Below are 16,142 nucleotides of genomic sequence, written 5' to 3'. Positions count from 1 at the left end.
ATAACCATCATTACCAATTGAAGCTATTACATTTCCACCAGCTTCTACATCAGTAGTTTTAGTTAAAATGTTGATTGTACCACCTATAGATGGCACAGCCACTCTTGATGCTCCAAGTCCTCTTTGCACTTGTAATGAGCTTGTTACATCACCAAGACCTGCCCAGTTAGACCAGAATACACGGCCATTTTCCATATCGTTGACAGGAACCCCGTTAATCATAACTGCGACATTTTCGGAAGTAAATCCACGTAAGTTGATACGTCCATCACCAAAACCTCCACCAGATTTGGTTGCGTAAACCCCAGGTGTAGATTTTAAGACTTCAGGAAATTCTTGAGTTCCCAACTTTAGAGCAATTTCTTCTGCCTTTACAGTTGAAACTGCAACAGGAGTTTTACGATCAACAGCAACTGATGCTATAATCATTACTTCTTCAAGTCCAACTTCATCAGACTTTAAAGTTATCGTTCCTAAATCTGCACTACCATTAAAAGCAATGGTCTGAGAAATGTAACCCACATAAGAGATAATAACTTCTCCTGAGTTTGTTGTTGTTGTTAAGGAAAAGTTTCCGTCAAAATCAGTTGTTGCACCATTTGACGTTCCTTTCTCAATAACATTAGCACCTGGCAAAGGAGCGCTAATATCCGATCCTAAAATCTTACCAGTAATTGTACTTTGAGCAAATGCTACCACAGAAAACAGCGTTAGCATTGCTACTAATAAATTTTGAGTAATTTTTTTCATTTGATTTGAAAATTATTTGAGAGTGTTATTTGCGGCAAAAATACATATTAATTAACGTATAATATTACCTAAGTGTTAAGAAATTTAACATAGCAAGATAATTAAAAATGTGAGAAAAGTACAGTATTAAAACTCTTTTAATCTTGAGTTTTTAACATTAATACTACTGATTTTTATAGAAATTTAGAAGATTCTGGGTTGATGCATCATGAGTGGTAATGGCATCTGTAGCGTTCAGCTCATTTAAAATGGTCTTGGCCAATTGTTTCCCCAACTCTACCCCAAACTGATCGTAGCTAAATATATTCCAAATGATACCTTGCACAAATATTTGATGTTCGTACATGGCTATTAATTTTCCTAGGCTTTCAGGAGTTAATTTTTTAATAAGTATAGATGTCGTTGGCTTATTACCTTCAAAAATTTTGAAGGGCACTAATGTTTCAATGTCTTCTTTAGATAATTTGCTTGAGTCCAATTCCTGTAGCACTTCTTTCTCCGTCTTACCGTTCATTAATGCTTCAGTCTGTGCAAAATAGTTAGACATCAATTTATCATGATGTTCTGCATTACCATTTAGGGACTCAACAAAACCGATAAAGTCTGCAGGAATTAATTTAGTGCCTTGATGTATCAATTGAAAAAAGGCGTGCTGGGAATTTGTTCCGGGTTCTCCCCAAATAATAGTGCCTGTTTGATAACCAACTCTGTTTCCATTTCTGTCCACACTTTTACCATTACTTTCCATAATACCTTGTTGCAAATAGGTTGCAAACTGATTTAGGTACTGCGTGTATGGAATGATGGCTTCGCTTTCCGATTTAAAAAAATTGTTATACCATACTGTCAGTAAACCTCCTATAACAGGGATGTTTTTACTAAAATCAGTAACTCTAAAATGGGTGTCCATTGTATTGGCCCCAAGCAATAAAGCATTAAAATTTTCATAGCCTACAGCCAAGCTTATTGACAAACCAACCGCACTCCATAAAGAAAAGCGCCCACCGACCCAATCTTTCATAGGAAAGATATTATCCTCGGCTATTCCAAATTCCTTAACACTTTTAATATTGGTTGAAACTGCAACAAAATGGGAGGCAACAGCCTCTTTAGGTGAGCTTTTTAGAAACCACTCTCTTACCGAGTTCGCATTTGATAAGGTCTCTTGAGTTGTGAACGTCTTTGAAACAATGACAAATAGTGTGGTTTCTGGATTTAGATCCTTAACAACTTCGTAATAATGGTCACCGTCAACGTTACTGATAAAATGAGTCTTTAAGTGATTCTTGTAGAATTGAAGGGAGTCTACAACCATTGCAGGCCCTAGATCAGAACCCCCAATACCTATATTTACAACATCGGTTATGGTATTTCCTGTAAAGCCTTTATGCTTTCCATTGACAACAGAGTCTGTAAATCTTTCTATTTTTTGTCTGACCTCAAAAACTTCAGGAATAACATTAACTCCATCAACATAAACTTCATCGGCCTTAGAAGCTCTTAATGCGGTATGTAAAACTGCTCTGCCTTCAGTTTCATTAATAATATCCCCGCTAAAATATTTTGAAATAGCATCTTTTAAGTCTAATTCATTGGCAAGATTGATGAGCAAATCAAGGGTTTCTTTTGTGATTCGATTTTTCGAAAAATCAACATAGAAATCCTCCCATTTTATGGTCAATTGGTCTGCCCTTTTAGGATTGTTTTTAAATAAATCCTTTAAATGTTTATCTTTTACAGTATTGAAATGCTGCTGAAGTGTACTCCAAGATTCTGTATGCTTAGGGTTAGTTGCTTTTAATGCCATTTATTGTATTTCAGTGATATAATCTTCTTTTGGCAACTCAAGTGCGGAATCTTCAATAAGAATAATATTGTCTAACTGCTCTTTTACAGGCACAATAAAATCCAAGTATTTAGCCTTTAAACTATCTGAGATCGGCTCAGCTTCGGGTAGTTTTTGCCTAAAAGGATCGACCTGCTTTCCGTTTTTCCAAAAGCGGTAACAGACATGGTTCCCTGAAGAACTCCCCGTGTTACCAACATAACCGATTATATCTCCCTGTTTTACAAATTGACCGACTTTAACAGCACGACGAGACATGTGTAAGTACTGGGTTTCGTAAGTGGCATTGTGCCTAATCTTTACATACTTACCATTGCCTCTGGTATAACTAGATTTTGTAATAGTTCCATTTGCTGTTGCCATAATTGGTGTTCCGTTTGGAGCTGCAAAATCTGTCCCTCTATGTGCTTTTACCCTATAGCCATAATGTGCAATTCTTCGCTTTAAATTATAACGTGAAGAAATACGACTAAACTGTACTGGTGCCTTTAAAAAAGCTCGTCTTAAGTTTTTTGCATTTTCATTAAAATAATCGCGAATGTGCTTTACACTATCTGTTTCAAACTGAAAAGCGTAAAAGGGTTCTTTATTATGTTCAAAATAGGCAGCCTTAATATTATGTACACCAGAGTAAATGCTATCATCAATATATTTATCCGTATAAATAACCTTAAATCGGTCACCTGGCTGAAGTCTTCTAAAGTCGATAGTCCAAGCATAGATTTCATCGGCCATTTTATAGGCTAATACTTGGCTTAATCCCTTTTCTTCTAGCACCATAGATATCCCAGAACCAGGTGTAATAACCCCAGAAGCTGTCTTTTCTATATAAGTTATAGGTTTTCTACTTTTATAGGCATGAACAGTATCTTTTAGGTTCACCACAATATACTCTTCTGGGTTAGGTTGGTAAATAAAGCTTTTGGGCTCTTGTAAGCTGTCCTTAGAAAACAGCATGGTATATGGTTTCCCTATCTGTAATTTGGTATTGTCGAACGAATCTTTTGTCTTTTCTGCAATATGAAAAATTTCAGGATACTCTAATTTATTGCGTTCTAAAATCACACCAAAACTATCACCATTTTTAATTGTATCCCTTTTTACGATATAGTCATTGAGGTTAAAACCAAATTCCTTGATTTCCTTTACCTCAGCAACGGCAATTTCTGGCTCTACTTTGGGTTTTGAATCTTCTTTTTTACATGAAATTAAACAAACAGCGACAAAGGCTGCGGCTATTAATCTTTTCAAAGTTTGCTTAGTTTAAAGGTTTGTTTGATCGTTAGGTTTATTTTTAAATTTTAATCTTTTTTATAGATGTTTAACTTACACATTTTGTCCCCAATTTTCTAATTCTTTCTCTGACCATAAGTCTGGGAAGAATATACGTCTTTGGTATTTTGGATGCATGTATTTTTTCCAATCGCTTCCACCGGTTGCTTCCCCATCTCCAATACCACTTTCAATATAGTGTTTTGCAGCATTATAATGTGCCATTACCCATGTAACATTCACAGTGTAATCATAATGGCGCATGGCTTTCACCAAATCTTTGTCCTCTTGATCTGCTTTTGGCAGTTCCTTAAAGCGTGTCCAAAGATTCTTAGTATTATATGTTTCCATAAACGATAAAAAATCGGTTTTGTATCGCGCTTCAAAATTAACTAAAAGTGTGGATTTTTTACCTGTTTTGTGATCTTTCCCTGCGGCTTGCCAATACAAATGCTCAAATGCATGCGTTAAAGGGGTGTTTCTATCTATGTCTTTTCGAAATCTGTAATCAATGAGGTTGATAAGTTCAGTGGATGCAAATTCAATAAGCCTGTATTGGGCACTTTGAAAACCACTTGCAGGAGTAAGCGTGTACCTAAACTTCATGTATTGCTCAACCTCCATCCCTTCTCTCATAATATTGAAAGACGTCGTTAGCATATCAAAATAACGGCTGATGCGCATAATCTTACTTTCAAAAAATTCAACATCCAGATTTTCCTTTTCCGAAACTTGAGAAATTTCCCAAAGGATCATCTTAAAAATAAGCTCATTGATTTGATGATAGGCAATAAACACCATTTCATCCGGAAGTGTTGTTCTCTGAATTTGAAGATTTAATAAGGCATCTGTCTGAATGTAATCCCAATACGTTATGGGTTTACTATACAACAAGCCCAACAAATGGTCGTCAGTATCTTGGTCAATAGCTTTGTACTTTTCTTCAAGCGCTTTTATAAGGTGGTCGTAAGTTTGTTTGTCGGCCATTTAATCGTCAACTACTATTTTAAATGAATGTTTTAATCCCTTAAATGCTTCTAGCTCTGCCTGTAAAGAACCTACCGCCAAATCCGCCTTTATTTTTAACGGAATCTTATTATCGTCAGCACTCACCCAAAGGGTTAGGCTTTCTTGTTCCTTAAATACACGACCAGCCATAACATAGGGTCTAAATTTAAGTGTTTTTACTTTACCGAATTCTGTTTTTATGGTTTCTCTTCCCAGAAATTTTAATCGGAAAAGGTAGTTTTCCTCATCAAAAAACATGTTAAGCTTTACCACATCATTTACTTGAATCTTATCAGTATCGTAATTATTCCTTAAATAATAAAATGCCGATACCATATCTTGTACATCCTTCTCGGTAGTTATGGTTTTTACCGTTTTATGTTTTTTGTTATTGACGCGTGCCTTTTGCTGATCTTGATAGAAATCTATTTCGATATCTTTTGTGTGGCCTCCTTCGTCTATCTTACGAATAAATTTATAGGGCATCCCCGTATTGACATCAAAATAACTTTCGTAGCGATCCTTTACCTTAAAAAACCATTTAATCATTCCTGTTGTCCATCCTTTTCCAACAACATGGTACACTGGTTTACCATCTAACTTGGTTTCTTTAACTTGTAGCGTGGCTTCACCAGCTTTTAGCCAACTGCTGTAGCTCATTCTAAATTTAAACCACTCACCATCTTTAAAGGCAGTCTTATCTTGTGCAAACCCTGTTTGGATTGCAAAAAGGAGTATCAATATGTAGGTTATCTTTTTCATAGTAGGTTATTGCAAATGTAACTTTTATATGTACATTTTATTGTTCTATTAATAATATTTGCAATTACTATTCCAAAAGTATTAAAAGAAAAAACTCCTTCAAAGATTGAAGGAGTTTTTATGCTGATTTTATGATACTTAGAGTGTTCCTCTTTTTTCTTGCTCCCGCTCAATAGACTCGAATAGCGCTTTAAAATTACCTGCGCCAAAGCCTCTAGCTCCCATTCTTTGTATAATCTCAAAAAATAAGGTTGGGCGGTCTTCCACTGGTTTGGTGAAAATTTGAAGCAAATAGCCTTCCTCATCGGCATCGATCATTATGCCCAAGCTCTTAAGTGTTTCAATATCTTCCCTTAATTCGTGACTAAATTCATCCAAACGCCCAGGAACTGCTTTGTAATATTCCTCTGGTGGTGTGGACAAGAACTCAACACCTCTAGACTTTAATTTTGCCACTGTAGTAATGATATCATCTGTTGCTACAGCAATATGCTGTACACCTGGACCTTCATAAAAATCTAAATATTCTTCAATTTGAGAGCGTTTTTTCCCCTCGGCAGGTTCATTAATTGGAAACTTTATACGTCCATTACCATTACTCATCACTTTACTCATTAAAGCAGAATATTCTGTGTGGATTTGTTTATCATCAAAGGACAGGAAGTTGACAAAGCCCATAACATCTTCATACCATTTTACCCAAGTATTCATTTCCCCCCAGCCCACATTTCCTACCATGTGGTCAATATATTTCAATCCTACTGGCTCTGGGTTGTAATCGCTTTTCCATTCTTTATATCCTGGCATAAATATCCCATCGTAGTTTTTACGTTCTACAAACATGTGTACCGTTTCGCCATAAGTGTAAATTCCTGCTCTAACGACTTCACCATGCTCATCAGATTCAACAACTGGTGCCATATAGGACTTTGCCCCTCTACTAGTGGTTTCTTCATACGATTTTTTAGCATCATCTACCCAAAGCGCTACAACCTTTACTCCATCCCCATGTTTTACAATATGGTCATTAATTGGCGATTTACTGTTTAGCGGCGTTGTTAAAACCAATCTAATTTTATCTTGTTTTAACACATAACTCACCTCGTCTTTAGACCCTGTTTCTAGACCCTTGTACGCAAAATCCTGAAAGCCAAATGCTGTTTTATAAAAGTGAGCCGCCTGTTTGGCATTGCCTACATAGAACTCTACATAATCTGTTCCTAAAAGTGGGAGAAAATCCTCTGCTCCCTCAAATATTTTTTCGAGACCGTAGTCTACTGATTTTATGTCTTTACTCATAATAATTAAAAGCCCCTTCTAACTTCCCCAGATGGGAAGAACTCTTACTGCTGGGCTGATAGAGTTATATTAATATTTTGTTTAATTATTTCATTTAGATTTTTGCATCATTAGTTCCTTCCTCCTGGGAAGGCTAGGATGGGCTTACAGCCAGGATTTATAATAATCCCCGTCTGCTATTTTTAAAGCCTCCTCCGTTACTTTTAATGGCTTAAATGTATCTACCATAACGGCCAATTCATCCGTTTTAACCTTGCCAATACTGCGTTCCATTGCTCCTGGATGTGGTCCATGAGGAATCCCTGCTGGATGCAAGGAAATATGACCTGCATCGATATCGTTTCGACTCATAAAATCACCATCAACATAGTACAATACCTCATCACTATCAATATTACTGTGATTGTACGGTGCTGGCACACTTAAAGGATGATAGTCGTACAATCGTGGCACAAAACTGCATACCACAAAAGCGTCGGTTTCAAACGTTTGATGTACTGGAGGCGGTTGGTGTATACGACCTGTTATCGGTTCAAAATCGTGGATAGAAAACGCATAAGGGTAATTATACCCATCGTAACCAACCACATCGAAAGGATGTGAGGCATACACCATGTCAAAAATCTCGTCTTGTTTTTTGATTTTAATTAAAAAATCCCCAGACTCATTATTAGTTTCCAACTCATAAGGCCTCCTCAAATCGCGTTCACAAAATGGCGAATGCTCCAGTAATTGCCCAAACCAGTTTCTATACCGTTTTGGTGTATAAATTGGTCTGTAAGACTCAACAATAAACAATCGGTTATCGTCCGTGTCAAAATCTAACTTGTAAATGATACCTCGTGGTATAACTAGGTAATCCCCGTATTTAAAATCGAGATTACCTAGATGGGTTCTTAATTTCCCTGATCCTTTATGGATGAATAGTAGCTCATCTGCATCCGTGTTTTTATAAAAATAATCTTTAGTAGATGATTGAGGTGCGGCAAGGATAATGTTACAATCGGAATTGGATAGTATAATTTTTCTGCTATCCAAATAATCAGCTTCTGGCTTTACCTGAAACCCTTTTAAGCGATAAGATTGCATATTATTTGCCTTTGCTATCTTAGGAGCCACGCTATATTGCTTCTTTATTTCTTTAACCTGAGTTGGACGTTGCTCATGATAACTATTTGTTGACATCCCGTCAAAACCTATGGTACCGAACAACTGCTCATAGTAAAAGCTGCCGTCTGGCTTTTTAAATTGTGTATGTCGTTTTGGGGGTATTTCCCCAAGTTTATGATAAAATGGCATTCTCTTCTACTGTTTAATAGTTGATTTGTTTATACGTTTATTTGTACAAAAGCTTCTGTTTAAAGGTACAAAAAAGTAGTTGAAGTTCTATTGTTATTAACTCGGTCGCTTCGAGCACTTCGAGAGCCTCAGTGTAACACCTCAGCGACCAAAGCTCAGTGTATCTATAACTTAATAAACAAATACTATTCCGGGTTCCTTTTGATAAGGAAGTGCAAATGAAGTTTTAAATGTTCCCAGAATACGGTCATAGATTACAAAGTTGATAAAAACTTTACTAAAACCAAAACCCAACGTTAAAAAACCAGTAGCCGTTGCCAGTATCTGGTGACCATGTATATTTGGCTTCTAAAGGCCCTAAAAATGTCTCAAAAGAATAGCCCACAGCATACCCACTATAATCTGGAGTTGTAAACCATTCACCAGTATCAAAAATATTGTCTTCAATATTGGAGTAATTAGCAGCTAAAAGTATGTGATGTTTTTTAAAGAGTTCATAATCCACAGTTACAATTCCCTTTACAAAACTGTTACCCGTAAGTTCAATATAATCATAGCCATAGAACGACGAGAAATTATTAATGAAATTATTCCCATAGCCTCCCAAAGCAAAATCTAGGAAGTTCGTTCCTCCATCTTCAATCTGAAAACCTCCTGAAGACTCTAACTTAAAAGATAAGCGTTCCCCAAAACTAAACGCATAACCAATATCTGCCTTTGCAATTGAAAAATTTGAAAAATTCTCATTAAAGTGAGATGCCCCTAAATACCAATGAAAATCACCATTAAAATAAAATCCTTTATTCGGAAAATAGCGATTATCATAAGTATCTAATTTAAGTCCCCCAAAGACACTAAAATAATCCGTGTTCTCAAAAACGATATCATCTTCTTGGTTTTCATTTAGCAACGTTTCTGATTTTATTTTTAATCGTTTATGTTCTGCCCCTAAGCTCAAGGAAAAATCTTTTTGAAATAAGGTTTGTAAATACACCTGATTGGTCTGATCGTTTAAATCTGCTTCAATAGTGTTTAGTGTGGCCAGAAGTGGGTCATCATCCTCTAAAACCAATTGAGCATTAACCCCACGCTCAAACTGGTTGTAACGCGATTTTACCCCAATACTAATGTAAAACCCCTTATCAATAAAGTAATCAAAATCGTATCTAAAATTATCCCCAAGAATAATATCTAGTGATGCTAAATCATTATTGAATAGTAAGCGTTTTTGTGTTAAATTAATAACAGCTGCACCTTTGTAAAGATCGTCGTAATGCAAACCTAGTTTTAAGAATGTTCTCGACTCTGATTCCTCAACATTTGCTATTAAATCGTAAGATTCTCCATCTTCATTTTTTGACAACCTGTACCTAAAAGCTTCAAAATTATTAGTCGCCACCAAATTATTTATGCCTTTGTTGAGTTTATCATAACTCAAAGTAACATCCCCTTTAAATCGTAATTTTCCTAGCAAATATGACCTAGTATAACGCTCATTGCCATTAAACAATACAGATCTAATTCTTAAACTATCTGGGATTTCAGCTTCAGGGCGTTGATAAAAACCTTCTTGGGTGTTTTTTAAAGCAACAAGCTCATTTAATTTATCATTTGCCGCTTCCCGGCCATTTTTTATAATGTCCTTCCCTTCACTAAAAGAGATGACTGAAAAGTTTGAAATATCTGGTTTTATGTAAATGTCGGTCAATTTACGTTTAGACTTCATGTCATTGATCGTTCTAAAGTTATTAATCTGCACCAGAATTTCTGGAGCGGACTTTAGCATTTCCCTATCCCTTAAATCATCTTGAACATCAACCCCAATAATAATGTCCATCCCCTTGGCTTTTAGTTCTTCAATAGGATAATTATTGGTAACACCTCCATCGATAAGTATTCGGTCTTCTATTTTTACAGGCTGAAACAAAGAAGGGAAAGCTCCACTTGCTGCGACACATTGTGCCAAAACACCTTCATCTAAGAGAACAGCCTCACCTGTTTCAATATCCGTAGCCATACAAAAGAAGGGTATCGGTAAATTTTCAAAATGTTCAATGTCGTTGACAGGAAGCATCATCTTATAAAGCAAACTATACACATTTTGGCCTCTAGACAAGCCCGAAGGCAAACTTATTTTAAACCCATCAAAAGGCACGCTCAGTGCATATTTCTCAGAACTCGTCCGTTCATAGAATGACTTTGACTCTCTTGAAAATTTATCATTAATAAGCACATCAAAATCAATGGTTCTAAACAGTGAATCCAATTGTTTTCCAGAATAACCAGAGGCATAAAGCGACCCAACAATGGCTCCCATACTGGTGCCGGCAATATAGTCTACCTTTATTCCTAAGCTGTCTATAACTTTTAGAGTACCTATATGAGCAAAACCCTTTGCCCCTCCACCACTGAGCACGAGACCAACCTTAGGGTCAGTATCTTTTTGAGAAAATACATTTTGACTTCCGAGTGTTAAAAAACCGAACACTAATAGGGCAGTATATATTGATGAAATTTTCAAACTTCTTTTTTATGATAATGATTATAAACCTTTTCTGCCCTCGACACCCCAACAACAGCCTCTAACTCATCTAATTTGGCATTGGCTATCCGTTTAACACTTTTAAAAGCCTTCATTAAATCTATGATGGTTTGTTCCCCTACACCTTTAATGCTTTCGAGCTCTGATGTTAACGCCCCTTTGCTGCGTTTATTTCTATGGTGTTCTATCCCAAACCGATGGGCTTCATTTCGTAATTGCTGAATGATTTTAAGCGTCTCGCTTTTTTTATCTAAATATAATGGAATTGGATCATCTGGATAGAATAATTCCTCTAAACGTTTCGCAATTCCTATTATGGCAATCTTTCCTCTGAGGTTTAAGGCCTCTAAGCTTTTTAATGCGGAAGACAATTGTCCTTTTCCTCCATCGATAATAATGAGTTGTGGTAATGATTGCTCCTCTTCTAACAATCTCTTATATCTCCTATAAACCACCTCTTCCATAGAGGCAAAATCATCCGGGCCTTCAACAGTTTTTATATTAAAATGTCGGTAGTCTTTTTTACTTGGCTTTCCATTTTTAAAAACCACACATGCCGCAACAGGGTTTGTTCCCTGAATATTAGAATTGTCAAAACACTCAATATGCCGTGGTTCTTCAGACAATCTTAAATCGGCTTTCATCTGTGCCATAATCCGATTGGCATGGCGATCGGGATCCGTGATTTTTATTTGTTTCATTTTATCCATGCGATAATACATGGCGTTACGCTTCGATAAATCCAGAATTTTTTTCTTATCCCCAAGCTTGGGAACCGTCACCTTTAACTCTTCCCCTAAATCCAAATCAAAAGGAGCGTAAATATCTTTAGAATTTGAATTGAACCGTTGACGTATTTCAATAATGGCTAACTCTAATAATTCTTCATCTGTTTCCGCCAACTTCTTCTTTAATTCTAGGGTGTGTGAACGGATAATTGAACCGTAAGACAATTGCAAAAAATTAACATAAGCATAACTTTCATCGCTAACTATTGAAAACACATCTACATTGCTAATCTTTGGATTGACGACAGTTGATTTAGCCTGGTAATTTTCTAAACTCTCTATTTTGTCCTTTATCCTTTGTGCATCTTCAAACTGCATATTTTCTGCATAAGCTTTCATCTGATTTTTAAAACCTTGTAGTGAATCCTTAAAATTTCCCTTAAGTATTTCCTTTATGGCAGAAATATTACCGTGGTAATCCTTTTCAGTTTGAAGCCCTTCGCATGGCCCTTTACAATTACCAAGATGATACTCTAAACAGACCTTGTATTTACCAGCATCTATTTTTTCTTGTGCTAAATCGTAATTACAGGTTCTCAATAAATACAACCCTCTTATTAATCCAAGCAGGGTCTTTACCGTTTTCATACTGGTGTACGGCCCAAAATATTCTGAACCGTCTTTGATAACTCTTCGTGTTGAAAAGACTCTAGGAAAACGTTCGTTCTTTATACAAATCCAAGGATAAGACTTATCGTCCTTGAGCATTACATTATACTTGGGCTGATACTTTTTAATAAGATTGTTTTCTAACAATAAAGCATCGGTCTCTGTTTCTACAACAATATGCTTTACTTCTGCAATCCTTTTAACCAAAACCCGTGTCTTACCATGATCGTGCTTTTTGGTAAAGTATGAGCTTACCCGTTTTTTTATATTCTTGGCCTTGCCGACATAAATTAGTTTCTTGTCCTTGTCAAAATACTGATAAACCCCAGGCTCATTTGGCAAGGTTTTGATCTGTATTTCTATAGAAGTTTCGGACATATTTCAAAGGTAATAATAAGTATGTATTCCATGTATTTTGAATGCTTTTTATTACTACTTTCGCCGCTCAAAATTTAAAATCATTTAATGACAAAAAAACTTTTGGGAAGAGTTGACAAAGTGGACTTTCCTGAATTGAATTTATTCAATATTGATGTAAAAATGGATACCGGAGCTTATACCTCTGCCATACATTGTTCAGAAATTAGGGAAGAGAATAGCACGCTCATCTGTACCTTTAAAAGCAAAGGGCACCCTAACTTTAACAGTCAAAATATTGTGTTTACAGATTACACCTACACTGATGTAAAAAGCAGTAACGGGTTTAAGGAAAATAGATACAAAATAAAAACGAAGGTCATATTCTTTGGTAAAAGCTATAAGATTAACTTAACTTTAAGCACTAGAGATGATATGAAATTCCCAGTGCTTATTGGACGCCAATTTTTAAGAAAAAAGTTTATTGTGGACGTAGATATGGAAGATCAATCTTTTAAAACAAAAAAATAATGAACATTGTCATACTATCACGTAATCCACATTTATATTCTACACAGCGATTGGTAGAAGAAGCTAAAGGTCGTGGTCACGAGATCGAAATTATAGACCCCTTAAAATGCGATATCATTATTGAGCGTGAAAAACCAACCATATATTATAAGGACCGTTATTTAGACTATGTAGATGCTGTAATCCCTCGCATTGGTGCTTCTATAACGTTTTACGGCTGCGCGGTAGTAAGGCAGTTTGAAGAAATGGGAATTTTCACCACAGCTTCTTCTAACGCGATTTTACATTCCCGCGATAAATTAAAGAGCTTACAGCGTTTGAGCAAAGCCGGAATCGGTATGCCGAAAACTGTATTTACAAATTACTCAAGAGATGTAGAAGAAGTGATTGAACACGTCGGTGGTACACCGGTAATTATAAAATTATTAGAGGGTACACAAGGTTTGGGAGTTGTTTTGGCTGAAACCAAAAATGCTGCTGAATCAGTTTTAGAAGCTTTTAATGGTTTGCAGGCGAGAGTCATCGTACAAGAATATATCAAGGAAGCTAAAGGTGCGGATTTAAGAGCACTTGTAGTCGATGGTCAGGTGGTTGGTGCTATGAAACGACAAGGTAAAGATGGTGAGTTTAGGTCTAACTTACACCGTGGTGGCTCTGCAGAGATAATAAAATTAGATCATGATGAGCTGAAACTCGCCATGAAAGCTTCAAAAGTATTAAAACTACCTGTTTGTGGGGTAGATATGTTACAATCTAGTCGAGGGCCTTTACTTCTTGAGGCAAATTCCACCCCTGGTTTAGAAGGCATTGAGCGTGCTACTGGCCGGAATATTGCCAGAGCAATTATCACATTTATAGAACGCAATAGAAAATAAAAAAGAGTCCTAGTAAACGAGAAATGCCATGAGCGAAAAGGAAGTCTTAGATATTTTAGGAGTAAAAGTAGGGCTAGGGCAGCATGCCACAGTTAACTTTAATGTTGCAAAACTACACACCCAAAATTCTATTGATGTCCCTGTTATTATAGAGCGTTCCAAAAAACCAGGACCGACAGTGCTAATTACAGCTGGTATTCATGGTGATGAAATCAACGGTGTTGAAATTGTCCGGCAAATTATTGCCAAAGGCATTAACAAACCTAAGATCGGTACAATTATTTGTGTTCCTGTAATTAATGTGTTTGGGTTTATACATATGAATCGAGAATTTCCTGATGGGCGTGATCTTAACCGCATGTTCCCTGGAAGCAAAAATGGGTCTTTGGCAAGTCGTGTTGCTCATCAACTCATGACTGAGATTGTACCACGTGCAGATTTAATATTGGATTTTCATACCGGTGGTTCGGACCGATTTAATGCTGCCCAAGTTAGGATTATCAAAAACGATATTATTTTAAGTGAGCTGGCAGAAGTTTTTGGGGCACCCTTTATTTATTATTCAAAAAACATCAAAAACTCGTTTAGGAGTTCCGCGGCTAAATTGGGTATTCCCATGCTTTTATTTGAAGGTGGAAAGTCCTTTAACATACATACAACCATTACAAACACAGGTGTTAATGGAGCCAAGCGCGTATTAAACCACATGGGTATGCTACGGTCAAAATTTAAGGTCAGTAAGCCCAAGAAAAAGTGCATTAGGTTATTAAGCGGAAAATGGATCCGTGCAAATTATTCTGGTATGTTTAAAGCGGCAGTCCCAATCAACACTTTTGTTGAAAAAGGTAAGGTCATAGGGAATATTACTGATCCATACGGCAATTTTAACCACTTTGTTAAAGCACCAAATGCTGGTTATGTTTTTAATATTAATGAATCCCCTTTGGTATATCAAGGAGATGCTATTTTTCATATTTCCACAAAGGTCGAAGCCTAATGCAAAAAGCCGAGTTACGAAAAAAATACAAGCAATTAAGATCTGAGTTGTCAGCATCCAAAATAGACGATAGAAGTCTCAGCATAGCCAACCAATTGCTTCAACTTAACATCTGGAATTTTTCGTTCTATCATTTGTTCCTAACTATTGAAGAACAAAAGGAAATTAATACAGATTACATCCTAAATATCCTTTCAGGGAAAGATAAAAACATCATTTTGTCCAAAAGCAATTTTGAAGACTGCTCAATGCAACATTATTTATTAACGGACAATACAGTGATTAAAAAAAACGCCTATGATATTCCTGAACCTGTGGAGGGTATTCCAATTTCAGCCTCTCAAATAAATGTTGTCTTTGTGCCCTTATTGGCATTTGATAAACAAGGGAATCGTATTGGCTACGGCAAAGGATTTTACGATCGGTTTTTATCGGAATGCACCCCAGAAACTTTAAAAATTGGGCTGTCTTTTTTTGAAGCTGAAACTAAGGTGTTCGAGACTTTTAAAAGTGATGTTAAGTTAGATTATTGTGTGACGCCTCAGAAGGTGTATCGGTTTTAGGCAATTCTCTAAAAGCCCTTTGATTAAAGAAAATTAATATCCCAATCCCAGAACTAATGGCCATATCTGCGATATTGAAAACAGGTTCAAAAAATCTAAAGTGCTGTCCACCAAAAAACGGTATCCATTCTGGCAGAAACCCTTCCCAAATAGGGAAGTGCAACATATCCACTACTTTTCCATAAAACAATCCGGCATAGCCTCCTTCTTCTGGCAAAAATGCAGCCACTTGTCCATAACTATCATTGAAGAGTATGCCATAGAAAACCGAATCCAAGATGTTTCCAAGAGCCCCTGCAAAAATCAATATAACTGCAACTATTAATACTTTAGACTTCTTCTTTTTAATGACCGAAAACAACCAATAGCCTATAAATGACACTGCAATAATTCTAAATAGCGTTAAAATCAATTTTGCGGATTTGTCCGAAATAAAACTAAAGATATCACTCAGAGTTGTGCCCCAAGCCATACCATCATTTTCAACAAATAGAATCTGAAACCAAGAGACGACTTCTGTACGCTCTCCAAGCGAATAATGTGTTTTTATATACACCTTACTGACCTGATCTATCAGTAAAATTAAAAAGATAAAAAGCCAAGCTCTTTTTGGGGACATAGTTGGACTAAATTTCAGCTAAAAT

Annotated in this window: 14 protein-coding genes; 4 read left to right on the top strand and 10 right to left on the bottom strand. The window is 36.3% G+C overall.

The window, feature by feature from the left end; all coding sequences use genetic code 11:
- The 9 genes from ACFEMA_RS02575 to uvrC all read right to left on the bottom strand — a co-directional run.
- Positions 1–750, bottom strand: a 750-nt coding sequence (locus ACFEMA_RS02575; RefSeq protein ID WP_411766408.1) for a carboxypeptidase-like regulatory domain-containing protein, incomplete at its 3' end; no start/stop codon positions are given.
- Between the two features lie 163 nt (positions 751–913).
- Positions 914–2,557 (bottom strand): glucose-6-phosphate isomerase, encoded by a 1,644-nt coding sequence (gene pgi / locus ACFEMA_RS02570; RefSeq protein ID WP_411766407.1) that lies wholly within the window; start codon positions 2,555–2,557, stop codon positions 914–916.
- Positions 2,558–3,847, bottom strand: coding sequence for a peptidoglycan DD-metalloendopeptidase family protein (locus ACFEMA_RS02565; protein WP_411766406.1), 1,290 nt, complete (start codon positions 3,845–3,847; stop codon positions 2,558–2,560). It abuts the gene before it with no gap.
- Between the two features lie 75 nt (positions 3,848–3,922).
- Positions 3,923–4,855, bottom strand: coding sequence for a tryptophan 2,3-dioxygenase family protein (locus ACFEMA_RS02560; RefSeq protein WP_411766405.1), 933 nt, complete (start codon positions 4,853–4,855; stop codon positions 3,923–3,925).
- On the bottom strand, positions 4,856–5,638 hold the full coding sequence (locus tag ACFEMA_RS02555) for a DUF3108 domain-containing protein (RefSeq protein ID WP_411766404.1): 783 nt from the start codon (positions 5,636–5,638) through the stop codon (positions 4,856–4,858).
- Positions 5,639–5,776: 138 nt separating this feature from the next.
- Complete coding sequence (gene hppD / locus ACFEMA_RS02550) at positions 5,777–6,937, bottom strand: 4-hydroxyphenylpyruvate dioxygenase (protein ID WP_411766403.1); 1,161 nt, start codon at positions 6,935–6,937, stop codon at positions 5,777–5,779.
- Positions 6,938–7,081: 144 nt separating this feature from the next.
- On the bottom strand, positions 7,082–8,236 hold the full coding sequence (locus tag ACFEMA_RS02545) for a homogentisate 1,2-dioxygenase (RefSeq protein ID WP_411766402.1): 1,155 nt from the start codon (positions 8,234–8,236) through the stop codon (positions 7,082–7,084).
- A gap of 277 nt (positions 8,237–8,513) precedes the next feature.
- Positions 8,514–10,757, bottom strand: coding sequence for a patatin-like phospholipase family protein (locus ACFEMA_RS02540; protein WP_411766401.1), 2,244 nt, complete (start codon positions 10,755–10,757; stop codon positions 8,514–8,516).
- The gene (gene uvrC, locus ACFEMA_RS02535; RefSeq protein WP_411766400.1) at positions 10,754–12,553 is read right to left on the bottom strand and encodes an excinuclease ABC subunit UvrC; all 1,800 of its coding nucleotides are present in this window, start codon (positions 12,551–12,553) and stop codon (positions 10,754–10,756) included. Before uvrC ends, ACFEMA_RS02540 begins: the two co-directional genes overlap by 4 nt.
- Positions 12,554–12,640: 87 nt before the next feature.
- Between uvrC and ACFEMA_RS02530 the strand changes: the two genes are divergently transcribed.
- The 4 genes from ACFEMA_RS02530 to ACFEMA_RS02515 are packed head-to-tail and all read left to right on the top strand — an operon-like array spanning position 12,641 to position 15,498.
- Complete coding sequence (locus tag ACFEMA_RS02530) at positions 12,641–13,063, top strand: ATP-dependent zinc protease (protein WP_411766399.1); 423 nt, start codon at positions 12,641–12,643, stop codon at positions 13,061–13,063.
- On the top strand, positions 13,063–13,938 hold the full coding sequence (gene rimK / locus ACFEMA_RS02525; protein ID WP_411766398.1) for a 30S ribosomal protein S6--L-glutamate ligase: 876 nt from the start codon (positions 13,063–13,065) through the stop codon (positions 13,936–13,938). Before ACFEMA_RS02530 ends, rimK begins: the two co-directional genes overlap by 1 nt.
- 28 nt (positions 13,939–13,966) lie before the next feature.
- A complete protein-coding gene (locus tag ACFEMA_RS02520; RefSeq protein WP_411766397.1) occupies positions 13,967–14,935 on the top strand; it encodes a succinylglutamate desuccinylase/aspartoacylase family protein in 969 nt (322 codons plus the stop codon).
- Positions 14,935–15,498, top strand: coding sequence for a 5-formyltetrahydrofolate cyclo-ligase (locus tag ACFEMA_RS02515; protein WP_411766396.1), 564 nt, complete (start codon positions 14,935–14,937; stop codon positions 15,496–15,498). Before ACFEMA_RS02520 ends, ACFEMA_RS02515 begins: the two co-directional genes overlap by 1 nt.
- On the opposite strand, the gene ACFEMA_RS02510 is transcribed toward ACFEMA_RS02515, so the two are convergent.
- Entirely contained in the window at positions 15,452–16,117 is a 666-nt protein-coding gene (locus tag ACFEMA_RS02510; protein ID WP_411766395.1) for a lipoprotein signal peptidase, read from the bottom strand. The two genes, ACFEMA_RS02515 and ACFEMA_RS02510, sit on opposite strands and share 47 nt — an antisense overlap.
- Between the last annotated feature and the right edge of the window lie 25 nt (positions 16,118–16,142).

The sequence above is a fragment of the Winogradskyella sp. A3E31 genome, assembly GCF_046720935.1.
GTDB lineage: Bacteria > Bacteroidota > Bacteroidia > Flavobacteriales > Flavobacteriaceae > Winogradskyella.
The sequence above is the reverse complement of the archived record's forward strand: the minus strand, read 5'-3'. Positions and strand labels throughout refer to the sequence as shown.